We start from the raw sequence: 15,380 nt of genomic DNA, 5'->3' as shown, positions 1-15,380 counted from the left end.
TTCCAGCGGTATTACTTGATGACGGTCTTGGCTTCCTTGACCAGATCCGGCGACAGCGTCACGCCTTGCTTCTCGGCGGCGCCCGTGTTCACGAACAGTTCAAGGTTGTCCGAAGTCTGCGACGCAATCGCGCCCGGCTTCTCGCCCTTCAGGATGCGCACCACGACCTTGCCGGTCTGATGGCCCAGGTCGCCGTAGTTGATGCCCAGCGCGGCGATGGCGCCACGCTTGACGCTGTCGGTATCGGCAGCCACCAGCGGGATCTTCGATTCGTTGGCCACCTTGACCAGCGACTCATAGGCCGACACCACGTTGTTGTCGGTGTTCGTGTAGATCACGTCGACCTTGCCGATCAGGCTCTTGGCAGCCGGGCCGATGTCCACGGTACGCGGGGCGGCCGCTTCCTTCAGCGACATGCCTTGCTTGGCCAGCAGGTCCTTCAGTTCCTTGACCACCACGACCGAGTTGGCTTCACCCGGGTTGTAGACCATGCCGACGGTCTTGGCCTTCGGCACCACGCGCTTGATCAGCGACACCTGCTTGTCCAGCGGCAGCTTGTCCGACACGCCGGTCACGTTGGTGCCCGATGCGCCCCAGCTCTTCACGAGCTGCGCGGCCACCGGGTCGGTCACGCCCGAGTACACCACGGGCACGGACTTGGTGGCGGCCACAACGGCCTGGGCCGACGGCGTGGCGATGGCCACGATCGCGCTCGGCTGGTCGCCCACGAACTTGCGGGCGATCTGGGCGGCGGTGCCCGGGTTGCCCTGGGCGCTCTGGTATTCCCACTTCAGGTTCTTGTCGGCATCGTAGCCGGCAGTCTTCAGTTCGTCGCGCACGCCATCGCGGATGGCGTCGAGCGCCGGGTGGTCCACGATCGACAGGACCTTCACGGTGGCCGTCTGGGCCTGCACGGCGCCGCCGTAGAGCAGAGCCAGCGCAACGGCGCTGCCGAGGATGGACTGGGTGGTGGATGCCTTGAGACGCAGCATGTAGTTGTTCTCCCCCGAAGGATCGGTGCTTTTCAGTCAGTCAGCCGCAATGGATACGACAGCCGTCCTGGCGGGCGCCGGCAGTCACCTGTACTGCTGGGCGGCCCGACGGTCCGGTTGCGGACGCGGCGCGCCCGGCGGCAGCTTTCGGGCGCGCGCGTGGTCGCATCGGATACGACGGCGCGAAGCCTGCGAGCATACCATTTCCCGCCTCCGCTGGGAGCGCTTTTGGTGCTGCATGGCGGCATATCCTGCTGAAAAACACCTTCCTAAGGAGGGTGTGCCGCAAATTATTGCGCCGGATTGTGAATTTCGGCGTGAATGCGCTCAATGGCCGACACCACTTCATCGGACAGTTTCACGTCCCACGCATCGATGTTTTCCTTGAGCTGGTCAAGGTCGGTGGCGCCGATGATGGTGCTATGGGCGAACCAGCGCGAATAGCACCAGGCCAGTGCGAGCGTGGCGCCGGTCATGCCGTGGGCGCGCGCCAGTTCCACATAGCGCGCGGCGGCGGCCATCGTCTCGGGCCGCATGTATCGCGGGCTCCAGTCTGGCGAAAAGCGGGTCAGGCGGCCCTTTGCCGTCGGGTCGAAGACTGGCCGGTGCGCGTCGCCGGTCAGATACTTGCCGGTGAGCTGGCCAAAGCCGAGTGGGCTGTACACAAGCAAGCTGACGTCGGACCGGAAGCAGGTTTCGTCCAGGCCCTGTTCGAAACTGCGGTTGAGGAGGCTGTACGGATTCTGGATCGTCGGAATGCGCGGCAGGCCCAGGCGCTCGGCCACGTTGACGAATTCGGAAACGCCCCAGGGGGTTTCATTCGAAACGCCGACGTAACGGATCTTGCCTGCGCGGACTAGCTCAGCGAAGGTCTCGAGCTGAGCTTCGATCGACGCGCACTGGCGCTCATTGTCGGGGTTGAAGCGTTTCTGGCCGAAGATCGGCGCATTACGAGCCGGCCAGTGGATCTGGTAGAGATCGATGTAGTCGGTCTGCAGCCGCCGCAGCGATTCGTCGATGGCGGTGCGGATACTGTCCGGTGTGAGGTCGCCACCGTTGCGTATCCAGGGATTGCGCGACGGGCCGGCGATCTTGCTGGCCAGTATCACGCGGTCACGCGGCTGCTTTCTGAGCCACGTGCCGATGATGCGCTCGGTGTTGCCGTAGGTTTCGGCCCGCGGCTTGACCGGGTACATCTCGGCGGTATCGACGAAGTTGATGCCGCGCGAGAATGCGTAGTCGAGTTGGCTGTGACCTTCGGCTTCGGTGTTCTGGTCGCCGAAGGTCATCGTGCCCAGGCAGATGCGGGAGACTTCGAGTTCGCTGCGGCCGAGTCGGATTTTTTCCATGCTGGTGTCCGTGAAGGGCGGGGTGGTCGGCCGACAGCATGCCTCAAATCCGCTACCTGCGCAGGGCAGCGGCGCAGTCTCGCACGAGGGTCGGGCCGCGATAGATCAGGCCGCTATAGACCTGTACCAACTGCGCGCCGGCGTCGATCTTGGCGCGCGCGCCGGCGCCGTCGAAAATACCGCCCACGCCGATGATCGGCAGTTCGTTGCCCACCACCTTGCGCAGTTCACGCACCACGCGCGTCGATGCCTCGAATACCGGCCGGCCGGACAGGCCGCCAGCTTCTTCGGCATGTGGCAGGCCCTTGACCGCATCGCGCGAAATGGTGGTGTTCGTGGCGATCACGCCATCGATGCCGTGCCGTACCAGGGCATCGCCGATATTGCGGATCTGGTCGTCGTCGAGGTCCGGCGCGATCTTCAGCGCCACCGGCACGTAGCGCTTGTGCTGGTCGGCCAGGCGCTGCTGGGCGGCCTTGAGCGTGGAAAGCAGGCTGTCCAGTTCGCTGGCGCCCTGCAGCTGGCGCAGGTTCTTGGTGTTGGGCGACGAAATATTCACCGTCACGTAGCTGGCGTGCGGATAGACGCGCTCCAGGCAGTACAGGTAGTCGTCGGCCGCGCGCTCGATCGGCGTGTCGGCGTTCTTGCCGATATTCAGGCCCAGCACGCCGCCGTCGGCCTTCCAGCGCGACGCCTGCACGTTACGGATGAATGCGTCGACACCGCCATTGTTGAAGCCCATGCGGTTGATCAGCGCATCGGCCTGGGGCAGCCGGAACATGCGCGGCCGCGGATTGCCTGACTGCGCGCGCGGCGTGACCGTGCCAACTTCGATAAAGCCGAAACCAAATGCCGCCAGACCGTCGATATACGCGCCATCCTTGTCCAGGCCAGCCGCCAGGCCCACGGGGTTGGGAAAGCGGATGCCCATTACGGTACGCGGGTCGTCGGCGATGCTGTTGCCGATACAGCCGGCCAGGCCCATGCGCTGGGCGCGCATCAGATTGTTCAGCGTGAAATGGTGAGCATCCTCCGCATCCATCGAAAACAGGGCGGGGCGAAACAGGGGATAGAGCGCGTTGAGCACGGTGAGGGGCGGCCGGAGCCGGCGATGAGTCGGAACCAGGGCGGCATTGTAGCCGTTTGGTTTCGATTCGCCTCAAATTGGCACGCCTTGTGCCCGCTTGCGCGGCGTTGCGGCTATTCCTGCGCGGGGCCGGGATCGGGCCGGGCCGGGGGCTCGGGCACGGCGGGCGGGCCCTCGAACGCATGCCACTGGTTGCCGGTCAGCACCTGCAGCGGCTGGAAGCGCGCCTTATAGGCCATCTTGCGGCTGTCGGCAATCCAGTAGCCCAGGTACAGGTGTGGCAGACCCAGTTCGCGGGTCTGGGCGATCTGCCAGAGGATGTTGTAGGTGCCATAGCTGGCGCCGACGATCAGTGGGTCGTAGAACGTGTAGACCGAGGACAAGCCGTCGTCCAGCACGTCGATCATGCTGACCATGCGCAGCTTGCCCGCCTCGGGAGAACCCGGCGGCTCGCGGAATTCCACCAGCCGGGAATTGACGCGGCTTTGCAAAAGGAACTGCTCGTACTGGTCGCGGCTGTCCTGGTCCATGCCTCCGCCCGCGTGGCGCATCGACTGGTACAGCAGATACAGCGCGTAGTGTTCCTCGACGTAGGTCAGCGGTGCCACCAGTGCCTGCAGGCCCTCGTGCTGCCGCCACGCGCGGCGCTGGCTGCGGTCGGGCTGGAACTCGTTCACCAGCACGCGGCATGGCGTGCAGGCACGGCATTCGTCGCAGTAGGGGCGATAGGTGAAGATGCCGCTGCGGCGAAAACCGGCGCGCACCAGCCGTGAATAGACATCGGCATTGATCAGGTGCGCGGGCGTGGCCACCTGCGAGCGTGCCATGCGGCCTTCAAGGTAGCTGCAGGCGTACGGCGCCGTCGCATAAAACTGCAGCGCGGATAGCGGAAGTTCCTTCAGCTTGCTCATGACGTCGTATCAGGGGGCGGCGCGTCGGACGCCAGCATTGCGGGCCTGAGTTGCAGTCTATCAGAGGCCATTGGGGCACGTCTGCAAGCGGTATGTCAGGCGAGCTGGCACTTTCAGATTCGTCGCATTGCTGCAATGGCGGGTAGCTTCCTACCATGTGGGCAATCTGACACCTCAGGAGGAAAAAGATGGCATCGATGACGTTTCCACGTTCCGCCCGTGACGGCCACGGCCCGGACGCCGGTACACCGGAGTCTCGCGCGAGCCGGTGGAATCGCTACGGGGGTATGGCTGCCGTGGCTGCCGCCGGGGTGGCTATTCTCGCCGGCATGTTCGGCATCCTGGATCACCAGCGCAAAGTCTACGGAGACGTGGTGAAGGGCGAGGTGGCGCCCCTGGTGGCTGCAATGGTGGAAATGGACAAGCGCCTGAACATCCGGATTGATGAAATGGACACGCGCCTGAACATCCGGATCGATGAAATGGAAAAGCGCCTGGTCGGCAAGATCGACGACACGAACCGGCGTCTCGATGAAACGAACCAGCGCATTGCCGGGCTGGCGAAGGATGTCAGTGACATCAATGTCCGCGTGGGCCGGCTGGAAGGGCCGGGTGGCAGGCGATGATCAGCCGGGGCCGCCGTTGCCGTTTGCGCTGGCCCAGCGGCTCAGTTCACGCTTGTCGAAGTGCCACGGATCAATCGCGGGGGCCGCCGAAGCCGCACGGACATGCGCGATGAACGCGGCACGTGCAATCGGTTCCGCACCCAGTGATGCCAGATGATCGGTTTCCTGCTGGCAGTCGATCATGATCACGCCTTGCTGCTCCAGGAATCCACACAGGGCCGCGAGCGCGATCTTCGACGCATCGGTGCGATTGGCGAACATCGACTCTCCGTAGAACATGCGACCGAGCGCCACGCCGTACAGTCCGCCGACCCGCTCGCCGCAGTACCAGGTCTCGACGGAATGAGCCAGCCCAAGTCGGTGCAGGGCGCTATATGCGGCGATGATCTCGTCGGTGATCCACGTGCCGAGCTGGCCATCGCGGGGCGTCATCGCACAGGCGCGCATGACGGCCACGAAGTCGTCGTCGACGCGGATTTCCCAATCCGGATCTCGCAGCACGCGCCGCAGGGTCTTGCGGAACGATAGCGATACCTTGAGCGCCGACGGTGTCAGGACCATGCGAGGATCGGTGCTCCACCACAGCACCGGCTGGCCCTCGGAATACCACGGGAAGATGCCCTGGCGATATGCCAGCAACAAGCGCTGCGGCGTGAGGTCGCGGCTGGCCGCGAGCAGGCCCGGCGCGTCGCTGGCCGGGCCGAGCGCACGCTCGACCGGCGGAAACGGATCCTGCGGGTCGAGCCAGGTAATCATGCCGGATGTGTAAGCGGCGCGACTTGCGTCGCGGTCACGGTGTGACGGTGGCGCGGCTGGTCAGCGGCCGCATCGGCTTGTCGATGTCGAGGGTATGCAGGCGGAAGTCGCCTGCCGAGATCTTGCCCGCGGCTCGGTCCGCAAAGAAGCAACGCAACGTATGGATCACGGTCGGGAAGGCCAGATCGTCCCACGGCACGTCGGCTTCGTCGACGAGTTTGACTTCCAGGCTTTCCTCGCCCGGTGCGATGTCGAGGTCCTGGAGCTGCGCCAGATAAAACAGATGTACCTGGTGCACATGCGGCACGTTAAGCATCGAGAACAACTCGCCCACTTCCACGCGAGCACCGGCTTCTTCCAGGGTTTCGCGCGCCGCAGCCTGGGCCGTGGTCTCGCCGATTTCCATAAAGCCGGCCGGCAGCGTCCAGAAGCCATAGCGCGGTTCGATGGCGCGCTTGCAGATCAGGATCTTGTTTTCCCAGACCGGAATTGTGCCTACGACGTTGCGCGGATTGACGTAGTGGATGGTGCCGCAGTTGTCGCACATGCTGCGCGGGCGGTTGTCGCCTTCTGGCACGCGCAACACAACCGCATGACCACAGTTCGAGCAGAATTTCATGGGAGGCGTCCGGGAAGAATGGGGGCAAGTGTATCACCGCGCCGGAGCCTCGCTTGGGTGCCTGCGTGATGTGGCGCGCCATGTGCGGTGATGGTGCCACCTATGCGCGCATGCCTGCGGCGGGCACAAGAAGAAGAGGGCGGAAAACAAAAAACCCGCCGGTTGGCGGGTTTGCTGTTTGACGGTACCGATTGAGCAAAGATCGGTTGGTTGCGGGGGCAGGATTTGAACCTGCGACCTTCGGGTTATGAGCCCGACGAGCTGCCAGACTGCTCCACCCCGCGTCCGTCGAAGCTGTGATTATAGGGGAGCTGTTGGCGCATTGCAACAGAAACTTAAAACTTCTGCGAGAGCGCCGCGCCTGAACTATTTGAGCGGTTTTGGCGCGGGGCGTTCAGGTCGATGCGGGACTTTCGCTTGTGCGTTGCGGCACCGCTTGCCATGCGGCGCTTTCGAACTCGAAACTCTCGCGCTGGCGCAGGTCATCGCGCTGCCAGATCACGCGGTCATGCCGCACGGTCAGCATCCAGGTGGTGGCCGTCAGTGGCTGCGGCGGATCAACCGCGCGCGGCGTCAGCACCGCCACGCACGCGCCAGCCAAAGGATCACGTACCGACGTGTAGCGAATCAGGCCGATACCGGCTTCGCGTGCGATTCGCCCAAACGCCTGGCAGGCGCCATAGTCGGCAGGGTCGGTCCATTGCTGGGCATCCTCAATGAATGGTGCCGCGTCCAGCGCCACGCCGTCGGCTTTTACGCCTACCTGGAAGAGCGTTTGCGCGCGCGCCTCGATGCGGGGCAGGGCCGGACATTCCATCAGGAATCGCCAGCGCCAGTATCCCAGCTCGGCACAGGCCGTGCGGATCGTTTCCGCGCCGTAGAGGACGCCAGGGTCCTGGTCACTGCGAAAGCGCGATCCCCACTCGGTGGGTGGATAGCGGAATGGCGTGAAGATCAGGTAGTGCAGGTGGCGTGCGTCAGGGGGTACGGTTGGCTTGCCGGCATCGATCACGGCTTCGAGAACGGCGTGTTCTCCAAGCGTGTCAACGAGTGCCATAGTGGACACGACATGCTGGGCCTCGACAGCCCGCCAGAGTGTGAGCGCGAACGGCTTGCGCTCAGATGCGGCTGCGGGTGGCGTCCAGGTAGTGAACGACACGGACGAGGCCCTCGGTGGTACGGATCAGTTCCAGCGGCTTGCCGCCCAACGCAATATTGTCATGTGTGAGCCACAGCCGCGCCTGTTCGTCGTGCCCCAGGAGCGCGTCGAGTGAACGAAACAGCCGGACGAACAGGATGGCGAATTCCCATTCCTTGCGATGCGTATCGAGCACGTAGCCGCCCGATGCCATTCGGGATACCGAAGCAGTGCTGATGCCCAGCACGCTGGCAACGATGGCCTGACTGATGCCCAGAAACCCGGCCGCACGCATGACGGCCTTGGTTAGCGTCACGCCGGGGTCGGGGCTGGCGCCCGGCGCTGTCTCCGGAATCTGCCTCGATTGCATCGCCTATGCTCCTGTTTCTTGAGAAACATTATAGGCGGCAGGTTTCAGTTGGGAAGTTGGAAATCGCGGCCGGCGCGGCTCCCGATCAGTATGTTTCGATATGCAGCCGGCCCTCCGCGCGGAGCCGCGCTTCGACGTCGGCCCAGGACAAGCCAGCCTTGGCGCACACCTCGGAAAATGCATCGAGCACGCCTTCCTCCATGCCTTTGAGTCCGCAGATGTAGACATAGCCATGCGGATCGCCAAGCAGCGCGGCCACGTTTGCCGACGCCTCGCGTATCGCGTCCTGCACATAGCGGCGCGGCACCTCGGCATCGCGCGAGAACGCGAAATGGATGTCGAGGAAGTCCTTTGGCAGTTTCAGCAGCGGGCCGAAGTAGGGTAGCTCGCGGCGGTTGCGCGCCCCGAAGAACAGCAGGCGCCTTCCGCCGAAATGTTCCATGTTGCGCCGCATGCGCTCAGTCATCGCGCGCATCGGCGCGGAACCCGTGCCGGTGCAGATCATCATCACGCTGGCTTCGCGGTGGTTCGGCATCAGGAACGTATTGCCGAACGGTCCCACCACCTGCACCGCGTCGCCCTTGTTCAGATCGCACAGGAAGTTCGACGCCACACCGCGCACCGGATTGCCGTCGTGGTCGGACTCCACGCGCTTCACGGTCAGCGCGAGGTTGTTATAGCCGGGCCGCTCGCCATCGCGCGGGCTGGCCACCGAATACATGCGGATGTAATGCGGCTTGCCCGAGGCATCGGTGCCGGGCGGCAGGATGCCTATGGCCTGCCCCTCCAGGATCGGGAAGAACTGATTGCCGAAATCGAGCACGATGTGGTGAATATCGCTCGACGCATCGGCCTCGGTCAGCCGGTAGTTGCCGGCCACGGTGGCGGTCAGCGGCTCGCGGATGCCGTGCAGGTTCACATACGGATGCGCCGCCGACCACGGCGCCTTGGGCGAGGTGTGGCGGCTGGTTTCCACTGCCTGTACCGTCACCGGCTTGCTCGACGCCACCGCATCATCGATCACCTGATCGGCAGCGGCCGCGGCGTCGATAGCGGCGTCGATGACCGCGTCGGTCAGCGGCACCTCGGCTGGCAATTCATCCCAGCCGAACTGCGCGTCGATGGTGTAAGCCTGCCCCTTGAACATCGTGCGCCAGTTATCGATGGCGCCCGTGGGGCAGGGCGACAGGCACGCGCCGCAGCCATTGCAGACGTCGGCCTTGACCACGTAGTTGCGGTCGTCATGCGTGATGGCATCGATCGGGCAGGTGTCTTCGCAGGTATTGCAGCGAATGCAGATTTCCGGATCGATCAGATGTTGCTTGATGATGTCGGCGGCGCCCATGATCGTCGGTCCTTCCAGAAAGTCAGTTGAAGCGGACGTACTCGAAGTCAACCGGCTGGCGGTTGATGCCGATCGCCGGCGGTGCAATCCAGTTTGCGAACTTGCCCGGCTCCGCCACGCGGCCCATCAGCGATGCCACGTATTTCCGGTCTTCGTCGGTGGCCAGCCATTTATCCTTGTTGGCATTCCACTCGGCTTCGCTGATGACCTGGCCCTCCGGCGACACGCGCAGGTTGGCGAGCGAGCCGATCCTGCGGTTGAATGCCTTGTGCGGCACGGTCAGCCGGAACGAAATGCCGGCCTTTTCGATGACCTTGTTCCAGCGCGCCACGCCGCCCATCGAGTCCTTGATGTAGTCGTCGCGCAGCACCTCGTTCAGGGCGTTGAGCATCGGTACCTCGCGTTCGCCGAGCCGGCCGTCCTGGACTTCGAGTATGCGATACACATCGCTCTTGAGCACGTGATCGTCGGCGCGCTTGCCTTCCTCGAAGCGGCCCTTGAGGCCGGCACTGTAGAACGTGGCCGCGTTCGACGACTGGTCTGCGCCAAACAGGTCGATTGTCACGCTGTAGTGAAAGTTCAGGTATCGCTGGATGGTTTCCAGATCGATCACGCCCGCGGCGCGCACGTCGGCCGGGTCATGGATATCGCGCTCGCGCATGACTTCGCAGGTGCGCTGGATGACACGCGACACGCCGGATTCCCCCACGAACATATGGTGCGCTTCCTCGGTCAGCATGAAGCGAGTGGTGCGGGCCAGTGGATCGAAGCTCGATTCGGCCAGCGCGCAGAGCTGGAACTTGCCGTCGCGGTCCGTGAAGTACGTGAACATGAAGAACGACAGCCAGTCTGGCGTGCGCTCGTTGAAGGCGCCCAGGATGCGGGGGTTGTCTTCGTCGCCCGAGCGGCGGCCCAGCAGCGCTTCGGCTTCTTCGCGCCCGTCGCGCCCAAAGTAGCGATGCAGCAGGTACACCATCGCCCACAGGTGACGGCCTTCCTCCACGTTCACCTGGAACAGGTTGCGCAGGTCGTAGAGCGACGGGGCTGTGAGTCCCAGATGGCGTTGCTGTTCCACCGAAGCGGGCTCGGTATCGCCCTGCGTCACGATGATGCGGCGAAGATTGGCACGATGCTCGCCCGGCACTTCCTGCCAGGCGGCCTCGCCCTTGTGCTCCCCGAAATGAATCCTGCGCTCGGCATCGGCCGGTTGCAGGAAGATGCCCCAGCGGTAATCGGGCATCTTCACGTGCTCGAAGTGCGCCCAGCCCGACGGGTCCACCGATACCGCCGTGCGCAGGTAGACATCGAAATTGTGCGAGCCATCCGGCCCCATGTCGCGCCACCAGTCCAGAAACGCCGGTTGCCAGTGCTCCAGTGCGCGCTGGAGGGCACGGTCTTCGGACAGGTTCACGTTGTTGGGAATCTTCTGGCTGTAGTCGATGCTCATTGCGGGTCTCCTTTTATCGTTGCCAGGGATGTCGGGCGGCGGTTCAGACCCGGTCCCAGTCGAAGCGTGCCTTGTTGCCGGTGCCGAAGACCTTGAGCGCGCCATGCTCGCCCACGGCGTTGGGACGGTTGAAGATCCAGTTTTGCCAGGCTGTCAGGCGGCCAAAGATGCGGGTTTCCATCGTTTCACGGCCACCGAAACGCAGGTTGGCTTCCAGTCCGGTCAGCGCGTCGGGCGACAGGCTGGCGCGTTCTTCAAGTGCGATGCGGATCTCGTCGTCCCAGTCGATGTCATCCGGTGCGGCGGTGATCAGGCCCAGCGCTTCGGCCTCGGTGCCGTCCATCGGCTTGCCGGCCTGCTCGCGCACCGCGGCGATGGCATCGGATTCTTCGTAGAACCGCGCGGCCAGCCGCGTGAGACCGTTCGGCATCGGATAACGCCCAAAGTTGGCGGCATCGGCATGGATGCGCGGCGCGTCGTCCGGCGTATCGGGCAGTTGGAGCATGTAGCTGCGATCGGCTGCGAGCGCCAGTTCCAGCAGGGTGCCGGCAAAGCACGAACCCGGTTCCACCAGGGCGAACAGGCTGCGCGACGATACGTCGAGCCGGGCCAGCGTGCGGCGCAGCATGCCGATGGTCTCGCGCACGAACCAGTGGCTGGCGTGGGTATCCATCAGTGCATCGGCAGCCAGCACCTGTGCGGACTCGCCCTGGGTCTTCAGGACCCACATGCCGATGTCGAGGTGGTTGGCGCGCAGGGTCAGGATGGCGTCGTCAAGTTCGCGCGCCATCTTCAGCGGCCACCATTGCGCGCCGGCGGCGACGATGCCGGCCAGATCCGTCGGCTGGTCGCCGGTGGGCGCGGCGACGGTGATCGTGGCGCGGCGCGCATCTTGATCGATGTCGACGCGCACGGTGTCATAGGCATAGCCCGTATCACTGGTCCGGCGTGCCAGCGGCGTCAGCGTGACACCGGCCTCGCTGGCCGGGCGATCGCTCTGCGCTGCCAGCGCCTGGGCGCGTTCGCGCACGTGCTCGGCAAATCGGGCGGGTTTGACCACGTCGTCCACCAGCCGCCAATCCTTGGCGCGCTGGCCGCGCACGCCTTCGGTAGTCAGGCAGAAGATGTCGGCATGGTCGCGGCGAACGCGCCGCTTGTCGGTCACGCGCGTCAGGCCGCCGGTGCCCGGCAGCACACCCAGCAGCGGTACTTCGGGCAGGCTGACGGCCGACGAACGGTCGTCGATCAGTACGATTTCATCGCACGCCAGCGCCAGCTCGTAGCCGCCGCCGGCGGTGGTGCCATTGCATGCCGCGATGAACTTGATGCCGGAATGGCGGCTTGCGTCTTCAATGCCGTTGCGGGTTTCGTTTGTGAACTTGCAGAAGTTCACTTTCCACGCGTGGCTGGACTTGCCCAGCATGAAGATATTGGCGCCCGAGCAGAAGATGCGGTCCTTCGTGCTCGTGAGCACCACGGTGCGAACTTCCGGGTGTTCAAAACGGATCCGCTGCAGCGCGTCGTGCAGCTCGATGTCGACGCCGAGGTCGTAGGAATTGAGCTTCAGCGTATAGCCGGGGCGCAGACCGCCTTCCTCATCGACGTTCATTGCCAGCGTGGCGATCGGGCCATCGAACGTGAGCTGCCAGTGGCGGTATTGGTCGGGGTGGCGCTCGAACGTCACCGGGGCGGCAGGGGCGAGCGTGGCGGTATCCGTCGACATTGGGGGCGTCTCCTTGATGCACTATAGTGCCATTTCATTTGCGATGAAATATAGTGCATTGGAGCGCGCGATGCAAGGCCCTGCGCGGGATCATGCGCAAAGCCGTTCAAGCGATGTGAAGCCGCCGGTTAGTGAGGGGTCCGCAGCAGTTGCGTCTGGAGTGCCTGCAACGACGAGGCGGCGTCCTGGCCGCTGGTGTCGATCGATACGTCGGCCCGTGAATAGAGTGGGGTGCGGGCCTGCAGAATTCGGCGGAGGTCGGTCATGGCCTCGCGGTTGCCTTCCATCGGGCGCATGTCGCCCTGCGCCACCACGCGAGCCATGTGTTCCTCGGGCGAGGTCCGGACCCAGACCGTGAGGCAGCGCGACAGCAGCAGATTGAACGTGGCGGGTTCCGACACCAGGCTGCCGGGGGTGGCTAGCACCATTGTGTCGTGATCGCGCAGCACGCGTTCGAGCGCGCGCATTTCGTAGCGGCGATAGGCGGCCTGGCCATACAGCGAGTGGATTTCCGACAGGCTTGCGCCGGCTTCCTGTTCGATGGCGGCATTGAGTTCGACAAAGGGCATGCCTTCCGCTGCGGCGAGCGCCCGTCCCAATGTGGACTTTCCCGCGCCACGCAGGCCGATTAGCGCAATCCGACGGTGGCGCGCATCGCGCGATTCCGCTGGCGACAGCGCGTGTTGCGCGGCTTCGCGTACGCGCGCCAGATCGCTGGCCGGCAATTGCGCCAGCCATTGCACGAGTTGCGAGAACTCGGTGGCGCCCGGGCCGCCCAGGCCGGCGGCCTGCCCATCCACTTCGGCCAACACCACCGGTAGCGGCACATCCAGCGCGGCGGCCACCTGGCGCAACAACAGCACCGAAGCGTTGCCCGTGCCGGTCTCAAGGTTGGCGAGGTAACGCTCCGAGACATCCGCCCCGCGCGCCAGATCCTTGCGCGACATGCCGCGTGCCGCGCGGAGCGATCGGATACGTTCCCCAAGGTGCGTCAGGTAGGGGTCGCGCTCGCCTGCCGTGCGAGGCTCCGCCCGCTGGTCGGCGCGGCTGTCTGGGGTCAGGAGCGTGTCAGGGTCGCGGCGCATGCTGGTATCGGAAAGAAGGGGGAGGCGTCAGGTCGGGCGCATTATACGTGCAGCAAAATGCGTGGCGGCGCTTGCCAGCCACTGTTATATAGTGCATACCCTTGCTTGCATAATAGTCGATATGAAATAAAATGCATCGACATCCCGGCGGCGCGGTGCATGGCTGTCGGTACAAGAAGACAAACTGCTGGAAGCCATATCGGGCGCGCGGTTGTGCTGACGACGCTCCGGATGGCCAGAGGAGTGGAGACATGACGCCCCCGATCACGCGCACCGCGGCTGCCAGCATGGCAGGGCAAGCGGTGTCCCCGGCTGTATCCATCGCACCTCCAGTGCCGGCCACCGAGGCCGGGTTCATGGTGGCGGCATTGCCCGCGCGCTACAACGCTGCCGACGACCTGCTCACGCGCAATCTGCAGGCCGGGCGCGGTGCCAAGACCGCTTATATCGACGACACCGCGACGCTGACGTTTGCCGCGCTCGACGAACGCTGCCGCCGCTTTGCCGGCGCACTGCACCAGGCCGGATTCCGCCGCGAGGAGCGCCTGCTGCTGTGCGCGCTTGATACGATCGATTTCCCCACCGTATTTCTGGGTTGCCTGCTGGCCGGCGTGGTGCCGGTGGTCGTCAATACACTGCTGACCGTCGACGATTACGCGTACATGCTGGAGCACAGCGGCGCACGGGCCGTCGTCGTATCGGCGCCGCTGTGTGCGGCCATGCAGGCAGCCATCGACAAGTCCGGTCACACGGTCGACGTGATCGTCGCCGCGCCATTCGAGAGCGTCGACGGCAAGACCGTGGCGAGCATGGTTGACGCCGCCGCGCCAACTTCCAGGGTCGCGCCGACTGGCCCTGACGACATGGCGTTCTGGCTCTATTCCTCCGGTTCCACGGGCCGTCCCAAGGGCACGGTGCATACGCACGGCAATCTGTTTCATACGGCCGATCTCTATGCGCGCCGCGTGCTGGGCATGCGTGAGGACGATGTGGTGTTTTCCGCGGCCAAGTTGTTCTTTGCCTATGGCCTTGGCAATGCCTTGACGTTTCCGCTGTCGGTCGGCGCCACAACGGTGCTGATGGCGGAGCGGCCCACGCCGCAGGCGGTGTTCAAGCGACTGACCTCGCATCGCCCAACAGTGTTCTGCGGCGTGCCCACGCTGTTCGCGGGCATGCTGGCCGCCGCCGATCTGCCGCCGCGTTCCGGCGTGGCGATGCGCGTCTGCACATCGGCGGGCGAAGCGTTGCCACGCGATATCGGGGATCGCTTCCTGGCGCATTTTGGCTGCGACATCCTCGACGGCATCGGTTCCACCGAAATGCTGCATATTTTCCTGTCGAACCGGCCGGGCGAGGTGCGCTACGGCACCACGGGCAAGCCGGTGCCGGGCTACGAAGTGAAGTTGCTCGACGAGCGCGGCGAGCCGTGCGCCGTGGGCGAGATTGGCGACCTCTATATCAAGGGTCCGTCGGCCGCGCTGATGTACTGGTGCAACCGCGAGAAGAGCCGCGATACGTTCGTGGGCGCCTGGACGCGCAGCGGCGACAAGTACGTCTGCGACGCCGATGGCTATTACACCTACGCTGGCCGCAGCGACGACATGCTCAAGGTGGGCGGTATCTACGTGTCACCGTTCGAGGTGGAGGCCGCGCTGGCCCAGCATCCGGCCGTGCTGGAAGCGGCGGTGATTGGCGTGGCCGATGCCGACGATCTGATCAAGCCGAAGGCGTTCGTCGTGTTGCGGCCGGGGCAGCAATGGCACGATGGCATGGCCGCCGATCTGCAGGCGTTCGTCAAGACGAAGCTGGCACCGTACAAGTATCCGCGCCAGATCGAATGCGTGGACGAGTTGCCAAAGACCGCAACTGGAAAGATCCAGCGTTTCCGATTGCGCCAGCGCGAGGAAGCCGCACGACTGTCGTAAGGTGGGT

The 15,380-nt window shown here is 64.6% G+C and carries 14 protein-coding genes and 1 tRNA gene; 2 read left to right on the top strand and 13 right to left on the bottom strand.

The window, feature by feature from the left end:
• Positions 1 to 11 precede the first annotated feature (11 nt).
• The 4 genes from AC3FLX_RS20340 to AC3FLX_RS20325 all read right to left on the bottom strand — a co-directional run bounded on the left by AC3FLX_RS20340 (position 12) and on the right by AC3FLX_RS20325 (position 4,339).
• Positions 12 to 992: an ABC transporter substrate-binding protein gene (locus AC3FLX_RS20340; RefSeq protein WP_488699107.1), complete on the bottom strand. Its 981-nt coding sequence runs from the start codon at positions 990 to 992 to the stop codon at positions 12 to 14.
• A 290-nt stretch (positions 993 to 1,282) separates the two neighbouring features.
• A complete protein-coding gene (locus tag AC3FLX_RS20335) occupies positions 1,283 to 2,341 on the bottom strand; it encodes an aldo/keto reductase (protein ID WP_488699106.1) in 1,059 nt (352 codons plus the stop codon).
• A gap of 52 nt (positions 2,342 to 2,393) precedes the next feature.
• Positions 2,394 to 3,428, bottom strand: a complete 1,035-nt coding sequence (locus tag AC3FLX_RS20330) for a quinone-dependent dihydroorotate dehydrogenase (RefSeq protein WP_488699105.1) — start codon at positions 3,426 to 3,428, stop codon at positions 2,394 to 2,396.
• 113 nt (positions 3,429 to 3,541) lie between these two features.
• Entirely contained in the window at positions 3,542 to 4,339 is a 798-nt protein-coding gene (locus AC3FLX_RS20325; RefSeq protein WP_488699104.1) for an arginyltransferase, read from the bottom strand.
• Positions 4,340 to 4,527: 188 nt separating this feature from the next.
• On the opposite strand from AC3FLX_RS20325, the gene AC3FLX_RS20320 reads away from it, so the two are divergent.
• Positions 4,528 to 4,965, top strand: coding sequence for a hypothetical protein (locus AC3FLX_RS20320; protein ID WP_488699103.1), 438 nt, complete (start codon positions 4,528 to 4,530; stop codon positions 4,963 to 4,965).
• Here AC3FLX_RS20320 and aat read toward each other — a convergent pair whose 3' ends face one another.
• The 9 genes from aat to AC3FLX_RS20275 form a co-directional block, all read right to left on the bottom strand.
• Positions 4,966 to 5,721 (bottom strand): leucyl/phenylalanyl-tRNA--protein transferase, encoded by a 756-nt coding sequence (gene aat / locus AC3FLX_RS20315; RefSeq protein ID WP_488699102.1) that lies wholly within the window; start codon positions 5,719 to 5,721, stop codon positions 4,966 to 4,968.
• Between the two features lie 34 nt (positions 5,722 to 5,755).
• Positions 5,756 to 6,340, bottom strand: a complete 585-nt coding sequence (locus tag AC3FLX_RS20310; protein WP_488699101.1) for an NUDIX hydrolase — start codon at positions 6,338 to 6,340, stop codon at positions 5,756 to 5,758.
• 207 nt (positions 6,341 to 6,547) lie between these two features.
• A tRNA-Met gene (locus AC3FLX_RS20305) sits at positions 6,548 to 6,624 on the bottom strand.
• Positions 6,625 to 6,734: 110 nt separating this feature from the next.
• Complete coding sequence (locus AC3FLX_RS20300; RefSeq protein WP_488699100.1) at positions 6,735 to 7,499, bottom strand: RES family NAD+ phosphorylase; 765 nt, start codon at positions 7,497 to 7,499, stop codon at positions 6,735 to 6,737.
• The gene (locus AC3FLX_RS20295; RefSeq protein WP_488699099.1) at positions 7,459 to 7,848 is read right to left on the bottom strand and encodes an antitoxin Xre/MbcA/ParS toxin-binding domain-containing protein; all 390 of its coding nucleotides are present in this window, start codon (positions 7,846 to 7,848) and stop codon (positions 7,459 to 7,461) included. Before AC3FLX_RS20295 ends, AC3FLX_RS20300 begins: the two co-directional genes overlap by 41 nt.
• Positions 7,849 to 7,933: 85 nt before the next feature.
• Positions 7,934 to 9,193: a benzoyl-CoA 2,3-epoxidase subunit BoxA gene (gene boxA, locus AC3FLX_RS20290; RefSeq protein WP_488699098.1), complete on the bottom strand. Its 1,260-nt coding sequence runs from the start codon at positions 9,191 to 9,193 to the stop codon at positions 7,934 to 7,936.
• Positions 9,194 to 9,215: 22 nt separating this feature from the next.
• Positions 9,216 to 10,640 carry a benzoyl-CoA 2,3-epoxidase subunit BoxB gene (gene boxB / locus AC3FLX_RS20285; protein WP_488699097.1) on the bottom strand — a complete coding sequence of 475 codons (1,425 nt, stop codon included), beginning with the start codon at positions 10,638 to 10,640 and terminating at the stop codon, positions 9,216 to 9,218.
• 43 nt (positions 10,641 to 10,683) lie between these two features.
• Positions 10,684 to 12,363, bottom strand: a complete 1,680-nt coding sequence (gene boxC / locus AC3FLX_RS20280; protein ID WP_488699096.1) for a 2,3-epoxybenzoyl-CoA dihydrolase — start codon at positions 12,361 to 12,363, stop codon at positions 10,684 to 10,686.
• 128 nt (positions 12,364 to 12,491) lie between these two features.
• The gene (locus AC3FLX_RS20275; RefSeq protein ID WP_488699095.1) at positions 12,492 to 13,448 is read right to left on the bottom strand and encodes a helix-turn-helix transcriptional regulator; all 957 of its coding nucleotides are present in this window, start codon (positions 13,446 to 13,448) and stop codon (positions 12,492 to 12,494) included.
• 251 nt (positions 13,449 to 13,699) lie between these two features.
• On the opposite strand from AC3FLX_RS20275, the gene AC3FLX_RS20270 reads away from it, so the two are divergent.
• Positions 13,700 to 15,373, top strand: a complete 1,674-nt coding sequence (locus tag AC3FLX_RS20270; RefSeq protein WP_488699094.1) for a benzoate-CoA ligase family protein — start codon at positions 13,700 to 13,702, stop codon at positions 15,371 to 15,373.
• Positions 15,374 to 15,380: the final 7 nt, after the last annotated feature.

The organism is Cupriavidus sp. 291-E7 (assembly GCF_057798835.1).
The sequence above is the reverse complement of the archived record's forward strand: the minus strand, read 5'-3'. Positions and strand labels throughout refer to the sequence as shown.